General features: G+C 71.6%; 13 protein-coding genes. 2 read left to right on the top strand and 11 right to left on the bottom strand.

Annotated features, from left to right (window positions below):
- Positions 1-88 precede the first annotated feature (88 nt).
- Complete coding sequence (locus tag M8445_RS03710; RefSeq protein WP_273988203.1) at positions 89-1,135, bottom strand: transposase; 1,047 nt, start codon at positions 1,133-1,135, stop codon at positions 89-91.
- Between the two features lie 130 nt (positions 1,136-1,265).
- On the opposite strand from M8445_RS03710, the gene M8445_RS03705 reads away from it, so the two are divergent.
- Both M8445_RS03705 and M8445_RS03700 read left to right on the top strand, forming a co-directional pair.
- On the top strand, positions 1,266-1,544 hold the full coding sequence (locus tag M8445_RS03705; RefSeq protein WP_273989777.1) for a polysaccharide deacetylase family protein: 279 nt from the start codon (positions 1,266-1,268) through the stop codon (positions 1,542-1,544).
- Positions 1,541-2,944 (top strand): MFS transporter, encoded by a 1,404-nt coding sequence (locus M8445_RS03700; protein ID WP_273989776.1) that lies wholly within the window; start codon positions 1,541-1,543, stop codon positions 2,942-2,944. Before M8445_RS03705 ends, M8445_RS03700 begins: the two co-directional genes overlap by 4 nt.
- Here M8445_RS03700 and prmC read toward each other — a convergent pair.
- From prmC to M8445_RS03650, 10 genes are all read right to left on the bottom strand, one after another.
- On the bottom strand, positions 2,941-3,783 hold the full coding sequence (prmC, locus tag M8445_RS03695) for a peptide chain release factor N(5)-glutamine methyltransferase (RefSeq protein WP_273989774.1): 843 nt from the start codon (positions 3,781-3,783) through the stop codon (positions 2,941-2,943). The two genes, M8445_RS03700 and prmC, sit on opposite strands and share 4 nt — an antisense overlap.
- 4 nt (positions 3,784-3,787) lie before the next feature.
- Entirely contained in the window at positions 3,788-4,369 is a 582-nt protein-coding gene (locus M8445_RS03690) for a Jag family protein (protein WP_273989772.1), read from the bottom strand.
- A 24-nt stretch (positions 4,370-4,393) separates the two neighbouring features.
- Entirely contained in the window at positions 4,394-4,945 is a 552-nt protein-coding gene (locus M8445_RS03685) for a low molecular weight protein-tyrosine-phosphatase (RefSeq protein ID WP_273989770.1), read from the bottom strand.
- 187 nt (positions 4,946-5,132) lie between these two features.
- Positions 5,133-6,299, bottom strand: a complete 1,167-nt coding sequence (locus tag M8445_RS03680; protein WP_273989769.1) for a DUF418 domain-containing protein — start codon at positions 6,297-6,299, stop codon at positions 5,133-5,135.
- A 117-nt stretch (positions 6,300-6,416) separates the two neighbouring features.
- Positions 6,417-7,568, bottom strand: coding sequence for a cytochrome P450 (locus M8445_RS03675; protein WP_273989767.1), 1,152 nt, complete (start codon positions 7,566-7,568; stop codon positions 6,417-6,419).
- An 89-nt stretch (positions 7,569-7,657) separates the two neighbouring features.
- The gene (locus M8445_RS03670; RefSeq protein WP_273989765.1) at positions 7,658-8,887 is read right to left on the bottom strand and encodes a hypothetical protein; all 1,230 of its coding nucleotides are present in this window, start codon (positions 8,885-8,887) and stop codon (positions 7,658-7,660) included.
- Positions 8,888-9,224: 337 nt separating this feature from the next.
- Entirely contained in the window at positions 9,225-10,949 is a 1,725-nt protein-coding gene (locus tag M8445_RS03665) for a S8 family peptidase (RefSeq protein WP_273989764.1), read from the bottom strand.
- Positions 10,950-11,013: 64 nt separating this feature from the next.
- Positions 11,014-13,374, bottom strand: coding sequence for a tetratricopeptide repeat protein (locus M8445_RS03660; RefSeq protein ID WP_273989763.1), 2,361 nt, complete (start codon positions 13,372-13,374; stop codon positions 11,014-11,016).
- Between the two features lie 102 nt (positions 13,375-13,476).
- Positions 13,477-14,940: a phytoene desaturase family protein gene (locus M8445_RS03655; RefSeq protein ID WP_273989762.1), complete on the bottom strand. Its 1,464-nt coding sequence runs from the start codon at positions 14,938-14,940 to the stop codon at positions 13,477-13,479.
- Between the two features lie 87 nt (positions 14,941-15,027).
- A complete protein-coding gene (locus M8445_RS03650; protein ID WP_273989761.1) occupies positions 15,028-15,759 on the bottom strand; it encodes a hypothetical protein in 732 nt (243 codons plus the stop codon).
- Between the last annotated feature and the right edge of the window lie 79 nt (positions 15,760-15,838).

Below are 15,838 nucleotides of genomic sequence, written 5' to 3'. Positions count from 1 at the left end.
GCGCTCGCACGGCCTGGACGCGCGGGACGCGGCGCAGGCCGCGCAGTTCACGCAGACCAAGAGTTTCCACTTCCCTGCTGATGTCGTGTCACGCGGCGTCAAGCAGGGGGCCGTCCTGCTCCATCCCGGTCAGGACGTACTTTTCGGCATTCTGAGCTGCCTGCCGTTGTGCGGCCCGCCACGTCATTCCCGGTACTTCCCTACGCACCCGTAACACCGCGTGAAAGGCCTCCACCACGCACCACACCCAGTTCTCCTGCGCCTGGATCGTCCGGCAATGACAGCGTCCCAGTCCCAGGTTCTGCTTGAAGAACCGGTGAATCACCTCAATTCCCCAGCGGGCCTTCCAGGCCCGCAGCAGTGAGCGAACCGTGACGTCACCACCAAACGTGCTGAACAGGAAAAACCGTGTCCACTCCCCGTGCACCTTGCGCCACACGATCAGGACATCGAACCCACCGACCTCACGGGTGACCGACAATCGACGGACACGCCACCCGAACTCCGCGTACAGGTGGCAGCGTTCTGGAGGGAACTGCCGACTCAGCGCACCGAGGGTGAGTCCCTCACCCTCGAACTGCACGGTCATATTGGCTTTGGCACGGATCAATACCGGAATCTGATGCTCGCGACTGAAGGTCACAGCCGCGTCCCGCCCGAACTCCCCATCCAGGAGGAGACCCGCCATGGGGACGCCCGCCGCGAGGCAATCCTGGACGACGTGGATCATTTCCTGAGTCGCTGTACGGTAAGGATAGCGCTCTGTATGCAGGGCCTGGGAAACCTTGAAGCGCTCCAGCAACGGAACTGGATCTTCACCGAACCTGACCAGGGCCGCGGAGGTGAACTGATGGCCCAGACGGGTCTGGGCCTGACCGCTGTAGTGGTAGTTCACGCCTTCCATCGTCCGTCCGGCGTGGGGCACCATGACGAAATCAATGGCCAGGAACGCGCCCTCCGGCGCGTTCCTGGCTCGACGCTTGAAGTCCTCCGTGGAGGCGAAGGAGTCCCGCGCCATCTCTTTGGAGATGGCACTTTTACACAGGGTGCTGTAGGGGATGAGGCCACTGAGGCTGGTGACCCGGTTCAGCTGAGCGGTGATGATGCTGTGCGGTAGGCTGGGGATGCGAGGCATAGTCACTTCGCATAAAGGCCCATGAGACCGGGGAATTTCAAGCCCCTGCCTCCTGGGCCTTCGTGCTGGTCGCTATTCCCTCGCCTGTGGAAACTCTTGGCAGACGCTGGAGGCGCGCGGGCTGCCGCTGGTGGATCACCTCGTGATGCTGCCGCTGCACTCGGGCGGGGATCAGGTGCCGCTGATCGAGGACCTGCTGGGTAGCCTCCCGCCGGGCCTGACGCACTTCATCCTGCACCCGGCGCGGGACACGCCGGAACTGCGCGCCATTGCCAGCGACTGGGAGGGCCGGGTGGCGAACCACGCGGCGTTCATGGACCCGCGTCTGCCCGGCGTGATCGAACGCAGCGGCGTGAAGGTCAGCAGTTACCGCCCGCTGCGGCCGCTGTTGCGGGCGGCCCTGCCGTGACCGCCACGCCCCCGCCCGACCTGACGCCGCATACGACGGTTCCGGACACGATGGCCCCGGACACGACTTCCGCGCAGCGCTGGCGGTACGCGGTCATGAACTTCGGGCTGACCATCCCGGCGCAGACGACCAGTTTCCTGCTGCTGTACTACGTGGACGACCGCCGCATGGACCCCGCCTGGGCCGCGACCGCTCTGACCTGCTTCGCCGTGTACAACGCCGCGAACAATCCCCTGATCGGGTTCCTGAGCGACCGCACCCGCTCGCGCTGGGGCCGCCGCATTCCGTTCGTGCGCTTCGGGTTCCTGCCGGCCCTGATCCTGTTCGCGCTGCTGTTCTGGGCACCGTTCGACGGCGTGAGCAGCCCCGTGGCGCTGCTGGTGTACTTCGTGGTCGTCTGGACGCTCTGGGAGACCTTCAACACCGCCGTTGGCACCGGCTACCTGTCGCTGCTGCCCGAGATGTTCCGCACCTTTCAGGAACGCACGGACGTCGCGTGGCGCATGAACGTCGTGCAGGTCGCGGGTCTGCTGATCGGGCTAGCACTGCCACCCCTGCTGGCCGGTCTGCTCGGGTGGGGCGTCATGGCGGCCCTGTTCGCCGTGCTGGCCGCCGCCGCGATCCTGTCCGGGCTGGGCAGTCTGTTCGAGCGTCCGGGCACCCGCGCGCCGGGGCTGGGGTTCTTCGGGGCGGCGGGCGTCACGTTCCGCAACCCGGCGTTCCTGACCGTCGTGGCCGCGCAGACCATGCGGTTTTTCTGCACGGGCACGCTGGCGACCGGCATGGGGTTCTACGTGCGCTACAGCCTGGGCGAGACGGGCGGCGCCGCCACCACCCTGCTGCTGGCCGCCGCGTTCGTCACGGCCGGCGCGGCCCTGTGGCCCTGGCGGACCTACGTGACCCCCCGCCTGGGCGCGCGCGGCACGCTGATGCTGGCCTTCGCGCTGGGGGCCACCGCGCTGATTCCGCTGGCGCTGGTGAACACGCTGGCCGGCGCGCTCGTCTCGACCGTGCTGTTCGGAGTGGCGCTGTCGGGCATGATCCTGATGGGCGACGTGATCCTGGGCGACGTGATCGACGAGGACGAACTGCACACCGGCGAGCGTCGCGAGGGCCTGTACTACGGCATGTCCGGCTTCATCACCACCCTGAGCGCCGCACTGACCGCGCAGGCCTTCGGGGCAGTCACGCGCGCCAGCGGCTACGACCCCACCCTGACCACGCAACCCGACGCGGTCGCCGGGGGCTTCCGGTTCTTCATGACCGTCCCGCCGATTGTCGGCGCGCTGATCGCCGTCGCCCTGCTGGCCCGTTACCCGCTGCATGGTGACCGCCTGAACGCCGTGCGGACCGCTCTGAGCCGCAAACGACTGGAGCAGGCCGCAGCGGGCGGGGGCTAGCCCGGCCCCCCGGCCCGCCGCGCCTGCACGAAGCGTTCGCGGCCGGTCAGGTCGGCGTGCAGCTGCGCGTCCCAGCCGCCTGCGCGCAGCTCGGCGGCCAGCGTGGCGGCGTTGCGCGGGTCGAGTTCCAGCCACAACTCCCCGCCCGCTGCCAGTGAGGCCGGGGCCTGTGCGGCCAGCCTACGGGCCAGGGTCAGGCCGTCCGGGCCGGAATACAGCGCCAGGTCCGGGTCGCGCTGCACTTCCGGGTCGGCGTGCGCGCGGTCCCCGTCCGGCAGGTACGGGGGGTTACTGACGATCAGGTCGAACGGGCCAGGGACGCCCGTGAGCAGGTCCGCCTGCACCCACGTGACCTCCAGGCCGTTCAGGGCGGCGTTCTCGCGTGCCAGGGCCAGCGCGCCGGGGCTGAGGTCCGTGGCGGTCACAGCCGCGCCGGGGCAGGCGGCCTTGACGCCCAGCGCCAGCGCGCCCGTGCCGGTTCCCACGTCCAGCACGCGCGGCTGAGTCCTGGACTGCACGTACGGCAGCAGCAGGTGCAGCAGCCACTCGGTTTCCGGGCGGGGCACCAGGGCGCGCGGATCGCTGCGCAGCCGCACGCCGCCCCACTCGACCTCACCCAGAATGTGTTGCAGCGGCTCACGCGCCGAGCGGCGGTCCAGCACCGCCGCGTAGCGCGCCTGACCGTCCGCGCCGACCGGCTCGTGCGCGCGCGTCAGCAGCGCCGTGGGCGTCAGGTGCAGGGCACTCAGCAGCAGTTCGCGGGCGTCCACCTCCGGGGAGGGAACGCCCGCGCTGCCCAGCCGCGCCGCGCCCTGCCGTAACAGGTCACGCAGCTGCACGCCCTTACCCGTGCCGGGGTTTGATGATCAGTCGCCGGGCGTTGCCCTCCCCGATGGACTCGCTCATCACGTCCGGGTGCTCTTTCAGGGTGATGTGAATCACGCGCCGCTCGGAGGCCGGCATGGGCTGCAACTCGTGCGGCTCGCCGCTCTTGGCGACCTGCACGGCCAGCCGCTCGGCCAGTTTGCTGAGCGCCTCGGCCTGCCGCTTGCGGTACCCGCCGATATCCACCCGCACGCGCAGGTTCCCGCGGCCCTCCTGCTTGGCAAGCACGGTGTACGCGAGCACCTCGATGGCGCCCAGTGTGCGGCCGTCCCGCCCGGCGAGTTTCGCGGCGTTCTCGCCGGTGATCTCGGCTTCCAGCGCGTCGTCTGCCTGCGTGACCCTCACCTGAAGGTCCGGATCGATGCGGCCCAGCAGGCCGGTCAGGAAGGCTTCCAGGGCGGACCTGGGGTCCTCGGGCGTCTCTGGCGTGAGAGTGGCGCTCAGCGCAGCGTCCGGAGCGGGCGGCGGCAGCTCGCTCTCGTCGGCGTCGCTGATGCCCAGCCCCGCGAGGTAGTCGTCGAGGTTCGTGCGGTTATCCATACGCCGCAGTCTAGCGCGGCCCCCTCAATCCGTTGAGTCGGAATCCCCGCCTGCACCGCCCCTGCCCCCTGTGGTCGCCGCTCTGGCCGCCGCCGCGAAGGTACGGGCGCTGCGTTCCAGCATCACGAACATGTCCTCGAAGCCCCGCGCGCCCCCGTAGTACGGGTCCGGCACGTCCGCGCCCGGCGAGAGCGGATCGAATTCCCGCATCAGCGTCAGGCGGGCCTCCCCGTCCGGCGGGCTGAGGCGGCGCGCGTCCGCGAGGTTCGAGGTATCCATCGCCAGGATCACGTCCTGCTCGTAGAAATCTGCCATCGACAGTTGCCGACCCTGCCCGTTCAGGTGCAGGCCGTGCCGGGCCGCCACCTCACGGCTGCGCGGATCGGCCCCCCTCCCCACGTGCCAGTCGCCGGTCCCGGCGCTGTCCACCACGGCTGCCACGCCCGCCGCTTCCAGTTCACGCCGCAGCAGCGCCTCGGCCACCGGACTGCGGCAGATGTTCCCCAGGCACAGCGCCAGCACCCGCAGCGGACGCCCGGACGCAGAGGGAACGGAAGGAGATTGAAAGTCAGTCACGCCCCGCATTGTGCTCCACGTGGCCCCTCCACGCCGCCCATCCGTGCGGTCTTATACGGACTCCGATTGAATGGCTTGCAAAGCCGTTCAATCCGAGCGGAGGCGAGGAGGAGCAAAGAGGATTCCGGACGTGGAGTTGGCAACCCGGTGCCCTGCCGGGTTGTTAACGAAACAGACGGAATCCGTATTACTGGCGCGGTGGGCCGTACACCACGCGCCGCAGCAGCCACTCCAGCGGCCCCGCCCGGAACCGCGACAGCCACCACGCGCTCAGCGGCACCTGAGCCAGCCCCAGCAGCAGCGAGAGCAGCAGCGCGGCTGCCGCGCCCCACCGCCCGAACTGCGCGCCCGCATACGGGTAGAACAACGCGGTCATCAGGACGCTCTGCATCAGGTAATTGCTCATGGCGGTGCGCCCGCTGGCCGCCAGGGGCCGCAGCCACCCCAGCCGCCCCCGCGCGGCCAGCAGCCCCGCCACGCCCACGTACCCCAGCGCGGACGCCAGCCCGCCCCCCATCCGGACCGGCAGGGCCAGCGCGCCCGCCGCGTACTCCGGGCGGGTGTTCAGGTACGCCAGCAGCGCCCCCAGCGGCAGGCCCACCGCCAGCCCACCCACCGCCAGCCCCCGCAGCGTGCGCGTGTGCTCGTGCGGGCGCAGCAGCAGCCCCGAACGCTGCGCCGCCGCGCCCAGGCAGAACAGCGCCAGCAGCCACGGTCCGTTGAACAGCGCGCTGCCCAGCAGTTCCGGCGAGAACTCGGCGGCGCGGGCCGCCACGTTCCCCGCGTAAGTGCTGCTCAGGTCCGGCAGGCTCGCCCAGCGCGTGCCCGCCTCGCCCCGGCTGGCCAGGGCCGCCAGCAGGTCCAGGCCCAGGTACCACGCGCCCAGCACGCCCGCCAGGACCAGCAGCGCGCGGGTGTTCATCCGCACGGTCGCCAGCAGGCCCAGTCCCACCAGCGCGTACAGACTGATGATGTCCCCGTGCCACACCAGAATGAAGTGCGCCGCGCCGACCAGCAGCAGCGCCACGTGCCGCCGCAGGAACACGCCCGCCCCGTGCCGAGCCAGCAGGCCCGCCGCGCCCCACCCGAACAGCATCGCGAAGATCGAGATGAAACGCCCGTTCGCCAGCACGTCCGTGACAACCTGCGCCACGCGGTCCAGGCCCGTCTGCCGCCACTCCAGAAAGCCCGCGAAGTCCTGCATGTTCACGACCAGGATGCCCAGCAGGCTCAGGCCGCGCAGCACGTCCGGCAGCGGCGAGCGGTCCTGCACCGGCCCCCGCTGCGGCCCTTGCGGCGCGGGCTGCGGCGGAACGGCGTCAGGGGGCAGCGGCGCGGCAGCGGGCTCGGTCATGCCCGCAGGCTAGCAGGCAACCCGGCCAGCATCCGGCGAGACTGCACGGTAATAAAAATCCGCCCCGGAGGGCGGTGTTGATAAAAACCATAGCGCGGTATGCAGCGGCGGTCAAGGCTATGCGCGGCCTGCCTGCACGACCAGCGGCCCGCGCGGCCCGAGGGTCAGGCCCGGCAGGGGCGCCGGGTCGCCCCGCACGGCCCGCAGGGGAGGCAGCGCCGCCAGCGTGTCGTGAATCAGCATCTGCGCGAGGTGCATGCCCAGGCACAGCCGCTCGCCGCCCCCGAACGGCAGGTACGCCCACGCGGGGGGTCTGGCGGCCCAGCGGCCCGGATCGAACTCGTCGGGGCGGTCCCACACGGCCGGGTCACGCCCACTCAGGTACGGCGAGTACAGCGCCAGCGCTCCACGCGGCAACCGTACGCCGTTCCAGTCGAGGTCGCGGCCCAGGCGGCGGCTGCCCATCCAGCCCGGCGGGAACAGACGCAGCACTTCCTTCAGGACCGCCGCGTGATGTTCGGGCGCGTGCCACTGCGGATGCTGCGCCAGGAACCAGATCGCGTACGCCAGTGCGTGCGTGGTCGTGTCGTGCGCCGCCGCCAGCGACACCCGCGCCTCCTCCAGCCCGCCCGGCAGTGGGGCCAGCACCGCGAGCAGATCGTCATGCCCCCGCCCCGTCAGGCGCGCGTGCGCGAGGCGGCGCACCTCCGCATCCACCCGCGCGAACAGCAGCGGACGCGGAATCGCCGGCACCGGGAACGGACGGCGCAGCGGCGCCAGAAACGCGTGCAGCAGCCCAGCGTCGAACTCCCCACTGAAGTACGCGGCGTTCAGCACCCTCAGCACCGCCCCATCCGCCCAGGCCAGCGCATCGAACTCCCCGCCCGGCACGCCCGGCAGCGCCGCCCGCGTCCGCGCCTGAAGCGCCAGCATGTGCGCCCGCCCGAACCCCGGATTCATCAGCGAGCGCCGCCCGCCGTGCCCCGGCGCGTCCGACAGGATCACCCCACCCGACAGGTACGGCACGATCCGCGACAGGCTCCCCGCACTCCGGAAGGTCCCCAGGTCCGTCAGCACCGCCCGGTTCCACGCGGCGCCCACCCCCACCACCGCCGGCAGGCCCAGTCGCAATCGGAACACATCCACGCCCGCCGAGCGCGCCCGCCCCGCACCCTCCTCGATCAGCGGCAGAGGACTCAGAGCCCAGTCCTGAAGATGCCCGTTCCCCGGACGGGTCGGCGGTTCGGGCAGAAAACGGAAGTCACGCATGCCCCGGCATGCTGTCAGGAACCGCACTCTGGCACAAGCCGCGCCCGCACCCGGCAGTGTCTGTCCGGGTGCGGGCGCGGTAACGGATTTCAGGGCACCGAGTTCCAGACGTTGGCGTTCTGGTCATTAATGAAGGTCCAGAACTTGGTTCCGAGCTTGAACGCGGCGAACACGCTCGGGTCTCCTGCGACCGCCCAGAAGGAGTGCCCACCGCTGCCGTCATGGAATTCGCCCATGCGCCAGCCCTGCCCGAACTGCGTGGCGCAGATGCCGTCAGCCAGAATCTGTGAATTCATCACCGATCCGGACACCGGTGTCGTCAGGCGCACCTGACTCTTTGACCAGCCGTGGTAGAAGTCCGGGGTGATCCCGGCCGGCACCGGCAGAGTGCCCGGGAGGATGCACAGCATAGGCAGTACCGCCGTTTCGGGCGTGTCACCGAGATAGGCGTTGGTGGCGGAGTGATTACCGACATTCACCAGGCGATCCTTGACCTCGCGCACCGTCCAGGTCATACCGCGCCGCAGCGCCGCCGGCTTGACCTTCTGGAGGCAGAAGGAGTCGTAGGCCATCCACGACACCCGCTCCGGGTGACCGTTCACGACGCTGGCGGGGTTGACGTTGAAGGTATTCACCTGCATGACGTTGGTGGCCGTGGTCGTCGTGAAGGTGTAGGTCTGGGCGGCCCAGTTCGCGTTCGTCATGGGGGCCGAATCGAGCGTGACGACGCCGGGCGTGCCCCAGGGGTTGGGCGTTGCGCCGCTCCGGAAGGCAATGCGGTATTGCGCGGGGGTGGGCGTGGTCGCCGCGTTGTACTGACGGGTTGCCAGCGTCAGTTTGTAGGTGCCGGCGGGCAGGGCCACGTTCTGCTGGAAGGATTCGCCGCCCTGACCGTAGCCCCAGGCCAGCAGCCAGCCCTTGGAGCCGCCGAAGCCGGACGTGGGAACGACCTGCGGCGTGTACACCGACGGGCTCCAGCCGGGCACGACCGACGGCGGGAAGTTGCTGCTCCCACCCATGGTGAAGGCGCTGATGTCGCCGTTCTGGAGCAGGTTGTCCCGGCAGCCGCGCGCCAGTTCCGTCTCGGCCGCGTTCGGCGCGGCCACCTTCAGAGTTCCGGCGGCGTCGACCGGCAAGGCGCTCTCCGGCAGGTCCGGCAGGCCCCGCAGGTCGTTCGCTGCGCGAACACCCGGCAGGGTGCCAGGAGCCGTGCGCTGCGCCGAGACCGGGTTCAGGCTCAGGGAGGCGCTGATGGCCAGGGCGGCCAGGGAAAGGCGGGCGAGGGAACGCGGGGCAGACAGAGCAGTGATTCCGGGCATGATCTTCTCCTGTGGAACCGGGCGGGTTCCGGTGGGTAACTCGAACGACCTGGGGCGGACAGTGACGTGGTTCTCGGCTGTGGCGCTGTGGCTGAACCTCCTGTGATGAGGGCAGTGTGCGCGTCCCCCCCTGAACGGCCCCTGAACGCTGCTGAACAAGGGCGCGGCCCTCCTCGCCGGGCCGTTGCCGGGCCGGTACCGCCAAAAGAAAATCCCCCGCTCGGGGCGGGGGTCATGCGCGAAGAGGGGCGCGGGTGGTGTTCTGTCAGGCCTGGAAGGAGCAGGGCGGCGCAGCGGCGTGGCGGCGTGGCGTAGCCCCGCTTCAACCGGGTCCGTATCAGTACTTCGAGAGGTCCGGGGTGGGCTCGATACCCGGCATGGACCGGACGCGTGCGGGACTCAGCATGAACGCCTTGACGCTCACCGCCTGCAAGGCGCTGGCGGCCTGTGCGGACAGCGCCGTGCTCAGGGCGTTCTGCGGCGCTGCGGGCGCGCGGTTCAGTCCGGCGCCCTGCACCAGCGCGGCGGCCCCGGCGACCAGCGGCGCGGCGAACGAGGTGCCGCTGTACAGGTACGGGTGACCGATGTCCAGCGCTTCGCCGGGCGCGCTGACGTTCAGGTAGTTGCCCCTGGTACTGAAACCCGAGTACGTCCAGCCTGCCGGACCGCCGGGCCTGACCGACGCGACGGCCAGCAGGTTCAGCTGCCTCTGTGAACCCACGCCCGGCCGCGCGAAGGCCGCCGGGTACTCGGGCGGGTGGCCGTTCAGGCCCTGGTTCCCGCCGGCCGCGACGACCACCACACCCTGCTGCTCGGCCCAGTTCAGGGCGGCGTGAATGGCGTTCGTGGGAACGGACCCGCCCAGGCTCAGGTTCAGGACCAGTCGGTTGGCAGGCACGCTGTCCAGCGCCAAGCAGACGCCTCGCAGAACGCTGCGGGTCGTGCAGACGGCCCGGCCGTCCAGGTCAGGTCCGCAGACCTTGACGGGCAGCGCCGTGGCCTGCGGGGCCACGCCGCTCTGGCCCCCGGCCGCCAGGATGGCGACCTGCGTGCCGTGTCCCTCCCAGAAATCGCCGGTGCCGGTGAAGGTGCCCGCCCCGGCCGGTTGCAGGGCGTTCAGGGGCGTCATGACCCGGCTGGACGGCAGTTCGCCGTGCAGGTCGAGCACCGGAGAAAAACCGGTGTCCAGCACGGCAATAGTGCTGCCTGCCCCACCCAGGCCCCGGCGGGGCATCCCCAGCGCTGGCCGAGGCCCGGACGGCGTCAGGTTGGGCTGGTAGTAGAAACTGCCGGTCTGCGGTGCGGGGAGGTTGCCCCGCACGCCAGGAACGGCCTGCTGAAGCGGCGCGGACTGGAAGGGTCCCGGCCGCACCTGCGCGAGGGCGGCGGGCGTCTTGGTGCTGCTGATCGGGTCGGGGTACCAGATGTCGCCGCTGGTGTCGGCCAGCAGGGCGTTGAGAACTTCTTCCAGCGCCTGACCGCGCCCGAGTTGAATGACGGCCAGGGTGCCGCCGCACGGCGATCCGGTCGGCGGGGCCAGCCGGGCGTTCGTGGTGGGCAGCCGCAGCGTCTCGGTCGTGATCGTCCCGTACCGGCGCAGAGCTTCGAGGCGGCGGTTCAGTGCCGCGCCGGTCAGGGCTGGATTCAGCAGCACCTGCACCTGATCGGGCAGCACCTGTTCCCGCTCGAAGCTCAGGCCGGGATTGGTGAGACTCCGGAAGGCCGGGTGGCCAGTGGTGGGCGGTAGGACATCAAGTTCACGGGTGATCCGTTGCCCGGCGCGGGTGAGGGTCACGGTCACCCGCCCCGGCGGCAGGTCAGGTACCGTCAGCTCCGTCCTGCCCGCCGCGTTCACCGTCATCTTCAGCGTCCTGGGCGGGACGCCCGGAATCTGAATCTGCGCCCCGGTCACCGTGTCCAGGCCCAGCGACCTGAGGGGCAGGCGGTCGCCTGCGCGCGCGAAGGCGTCCGGCCGGCCCGAACCGGGCACCGGGGACAGGCCGGTGGCACTGGCCAGCCCCAGGGTCAGTGCCAGCAGGGAAATCAGCGTGTGCTTGTTCATGGGTGTCCTCCGGCCCAGGCGTTCCGTCGATGAGGTAGGCGCTCCTTGGCATGCCCGCAGCCTGTCAGGTCTCCCCTGAACGACCCCTGAATGCCGCCTGCTGCTGACGGAAATAGGAGGCCAGGTCGTCGTGCCCGGCTCCTTCCAGAATATTCAGTGCCTCGTCGATCAGGGGCAGGCTTTCTTGCAGCTCGGCCAGGTTGCCCAGCGCCATGGCCAGCACGCGGACCTCCCCGCTCTGCCGGGCGATACCGATGGCCTGCCGGTACGCGGCGGCGGCGGGTTCCGGGTGCCCCTGCTTGTGGTTCAGGACCCCCACGTTGTTCCACGCGGTGGCCGCCACCGAGAGGTCGTGGGTGCGTTCGGCGCTCGCGGCGGCCTGCCGGGCGTACCCGAGGGCCTCCTCCAGCTGCCCGCGTTCCTCCAGCACCCACCCGATATTCAGCAGCATCTGGGGCGGCAGGTGATCCAGTGGCGCGTCCAGCATCTCGCGCAGCAGGGCGCTCACATCCAGACCGAGGTGCTGCGCGGCCACCGCCTGAACGCAGGTCATTTTCAGGCGCATCAGGTCGTCGCCCAGCAGCAGGAACAGTCCGGCGGACCGCTGCGCTCCGTCATGGGCCTGCGCGTACTCCTGGGCGGCCAGCGCCAGAGAGGACAGCAGATTGAACGCCTGCGCGCGCGCCTCCATGTCGCCGTTCAGGCCGGCGTTCGCCAGCACGGTCGCCTGCTCGCGGTCGCCCAGCCGCCACACGGCGCGGCCCCGGTACACCTGCACCAGTGGTGTGTCCGGCAGGTCACCCAGGATGCCCAGCGCCTCGCGGTGGTGACCCATGGCGTCCAGGGCGCGCGCTAGCAGCAGGCGGGTGCCGGGCGACCGGGCGTGGGGGCGCAGCAGCTCGTGCGCCTCCACGTGCCGGTCCGCGGCCAGCAGCGCGCGGGCGCGTCCGGCCAGCGCCGCCTGAAAACCGGGAAAGTCGCTGGAGCCGGTCAGGGCGTGCGCGCGCAGGTAGTGCCCCAGGGCGTCGGTAGGCAGCAGTTGCGCCGCCAGCAGGGTCAGGACCTCGGTTTCCAGGCTGGGTTGCGTATCCAGCCACGCGCGCAAGGCGGCGGGCGCAGTCGGGCGGGTGCCCTCCAGCAGGTAGGCCTGCCGCAGCCGCTCCAGCGCGGCGGCCATATCGTCACCGCCGAATTCAAGCGCCGCCTGCGTGGCGCGCAGGTCCGGGGTGTCCTGCACGCCCAGGCACGCCAGCAGCTGCCGGACGCGCGGCGCATGCGGGGCCAGCAGCGCGGCGTAGGCGTCCGCCAGGGACAGGCCGCCGCGCCCGGCGGGCCGCAACGCCGGCAGCCCGCCGGTCTCTGCGTGCTCCTGCGCGTTACCGGCCGGCAGTGGCCGCAGGATCAGCTGCGGCAGCAGCGTGGGCGGACCCTCGCGGCTGGCCAGGATCAGCGGCGGTCCCGAACGGGTGGCGCTCAGACTCAGCAGCGCGCGGCGGGACTCCGGGTCGCAGGTCTCCCAGTCGTCGATCAGCAGCGGGCCGGGCTGCGCGCCGAGGTGCCGCGCCCAGCCCGGCCCGTCCGCCGGCGGGGGGTGAGGCAGGTCTGGCAGACCCAGCAGCGTGGCGTAGGGCTGCCCCGTCCGGGCGCGCAGCAGTGTCCCGGCTGGAACGGCGCGCAGCAGTGCGCTCTTGCCGATCCCGGCCGGTCCGCGTACCCACAGCGTCTCGCCGGCCGACAGGTGCGTCAACTGCTGAAGTTCGGCCTGCCGGCCCGGCAGCGGCGGAGCCGGCGCGCTGAGCGTGACGTTCAGGCTGGCCGCGTCGCGTTCCAGCAGCGGGACGTCCGGGTGTCCGGCGGCGCGCAGCAGGACGTGCAGTTCCCGGAACAGCGGCGGGGCGGGCGGCGCAGCCCCGGCCACGGCGTAGGCCTGGGCGGCCCACTCCCCGGCCCGCAGGGCATCGGTTTCTGCCGCCTGACGGGCCTGACCGAGCAGCAGGTCGCGGTACGTGGCCGCGCAGTGTTCGCGGGTCGCGGTGACCCACCCGGCCAGTTCATCCGACAGGTCCGCGTCCGGCAGGCCCGCCGCGAAAGCCCCCCGGTACAGGGTCTGCGCGCCGCTCAGGTCGGTGTCGGCGCAGGCGCGCAGCAGGGCGGGCACGTCGCAGGTCAGGGTGGTAGTCAGCTGCGTGTCGGTCGTGTGGACCAGCGCCAGCGTGCTGGACGCGCGGCGCAGCTGCCCCAGCGCCACGGACAGGCTGTTCATGGGATCGGTCGCGTCCGGCCAGAACAGTCGCGCCACGGCCCGGCGCTCCTGCGGGCCGCGCAGGCTCAGGTACGCCAGCAGCAGCAGTGGCTTCTCGCGCCGGAACGGGACCTGCGCCGCCCGCAGGGCACCGAAGGTCAGCAGCTCGGGCGGGGCCGTCATGAGGTCATCTTATGCCCCGGGTGAAGGCGCGTCATCTGGCCTCCGCTTCAGTCCGGCTGCGTATTCGGTCTGGCTGCGCAGCGCCGCGATCCTACCCCCGGTTCAGAATTCCGGCCCGGTCAGGTTGTCCCAGGTGTCTGCTGTGGTGCCAGTCATGCCTGGCACGCGCCGGCCGTCCAGGTCGTCGAAGGGGAGGCCCAGCAGTTGGCCAGCGCCGTTCCAGCCGCTGAGGATGCTCAGGGGTACGCCGCCGCCGGGGTGGACGGTGCCGCCCACCTGCGCGAGGTTCCGGGCGTGCGGCAGCTGCCAGCCGGGGCGCAGGCTGCCGCTCAGGCCGTGTGGGGCGCGGCCGTACAGCGCGCCGGCCTTGGCGGTGCGGGCGTACTCGGCGGGCGACAGGGCCTGCCACTCCTGCACGGGCAGCGGGCCGCTGTCCCCGGTGCGCAGGCGGTCCTGGAGGCGCGCCAGGAGCCACGCGCCGTACTCGCGCGGGTCGTCCGTCAGGCCGGGGTCCGGTGGGGCGTTCACCAGCAGGAAGGCGCGCGTGCCGTCCAGGTGCAGGTACAGCGTCGGGTCGCGCGGCAGGCGGCCGGCGCGGATGTCCTGCCATTCGCGGGCGTACTCGGCGGGCCAGTAGATGTGATGCGACTGCCCCCGGTCCTCCGAGAGGCGCAGTTGCAGCGCGAAGCCACTCACGCCGCGCGGCGTGGGTTTCTCGCTCTCGCCCAGCCAGGAGAGCGTCAGGGCGCGGTCGGCGGCGCTGACCCAGGCGTCCGCCGCGAAGGCCCCCTGCGTGGTGTGTGCGCCCAGCACCTGACCGCCGTGCGTGCTGAGGCTGGTGACGCGCGTGCCGAACTCGAAGCGCACGCCCAGCGAGGCGGCCTGCGCGTGCAGCGTCCGGGCGAGGTCCAGCAGGCCGCCGCGCAGGTGCCACACGCCGTACCCGAGTTCCACCCACGCGATGTTGTGCAGCACGGCGGGCGCGCGGTACGGGTCGGCGCCCAGGTACGTGGCGAACCGCAACCAGAACGGCGTCATGAACGACCCGGAACGCACGAGGCCGCGCAGCGGGACAAGGGGCGCGGCCCGCCGTCCCCGCGTCAGGGCGTAGCGGGCCAGCCGGGCCGGGCCGGGTGGGGGCGCGAACAGGAAGGTGTCCTGCGCGTCCAGGTACATGCGCCGCGACGAGGCCAGCAGCGCCGCGTAGCGCCTTCCCTCGGCGGGCGACAGTTGCGCCAGCGTGGAGTCCAGACTGCCGGCCACGTGCAGCGCCTCGGGCGCGAATACCCGGCCGCGCGCCCCGTGGTACGTGGTGGTGGGCCGCGCGGCCGTCAGCGTGGGCGTTGGCAGGTCCAGGCGCGCGTGCAGCGCCCGGAACACCTGCGGCATGGTCACGACCGTCGGGCCGCTGGAGAACTCCGGGAAGCCCAGCGCCGCCTTACCGCCCGGCCCGTCCAGCGCGTCCAGTACCGTCACCCGCGCCCCGGCGCGCGCCAGCCGCAGCGCCGCCGCGAGGCCCGCAAAGCCCGCGCCGATCACCGCGACATGCTGCGGCTGCCGCCTCACGCCCCCACACCCTGACCTGTGCTCACGCTGCCGAGCATAGAGCAGCGGGAGGCACGCAACGCGGGCAGGGGCGGGCGCACGCGGCCCTCAACGGGCGCGGCTGACGGTGTACGCCAGCAGCGGCTCGCGGCTCAGGACCCCCCCGGCCCGCTCGACCCGCAACTCGCCGCCCGGAGCCCGCGCGGTGCCCACGACCAGCATGTACCTGTACCCGCCCCGGTTCCAGCGGTACTCGTCCCGTTCCCCGCCCGTGACGTGCGTGCCGCCAGTCAGTTGCACGCCCGGCGTGCCGTCGCGGTTGCGACTGGCGTACGTGACCCGCCCGCCTGATTCCCACACGGTCACGCTGTGCCGCGCCGTGGCCGCCACGACCGCCGCCTGCGGCACGTAGCGGCAGTTAAACGACCCGGCGGGCACGCGGAACTCGTTCACGTGCGTCATGCGGTACGCGGGGTCCTGCACGTTCTCCACGTTACTGCTGTGCACGAAGAAACCCGGCGGCGGGGCTGCGCCGCCCACGAAGGTCAGCGGCGTGTAGAGTTGCCCCGCGCCCGCATCGTCCGCGCCGACCGTCACGGGCGTCCGCGACCGCGCCGTCAGTCGACCCGCGCCGCCCGCCCACTGCGTCAGCATGCCCGACCCGGCCCCGCCCCCGGACAGCGCCAGCACCCGCTCCGGCGTGTCGCACCAGAACCGCGCGGGCTGCCACGCGCCCCCGTTCACCTGCACGAACGACTTCTCCCGGAATCCCGCCGCCAGCGCCGCCGGAGCCAGCGCCAGAACCGCACACGCCATCAGGACCGCCCGTGAACCGATCATGCCCCGAGCCTCCACCCCACACCTGAGCTGCACATGAACGGGCGGGGGTGGAGGCAGGGGAGACCCCTCACCCCTTGCC

The sequence above is a fragment of the Deinococcus aquaticus genome (assembly GCF_028622095.1).
Taxonomy (GTDB): domain Bacteria; phylum Deinococcota; class Deinococci; order Deinococcales; family Deinococcaceae; genus Deinococcus; species Deinococcus aquaticus.
The sequence above is the reverse complement of the archived record's forward strand: the minus strand, read 5'-3'. Positions and strand labels throughout refer to the sequence as shown.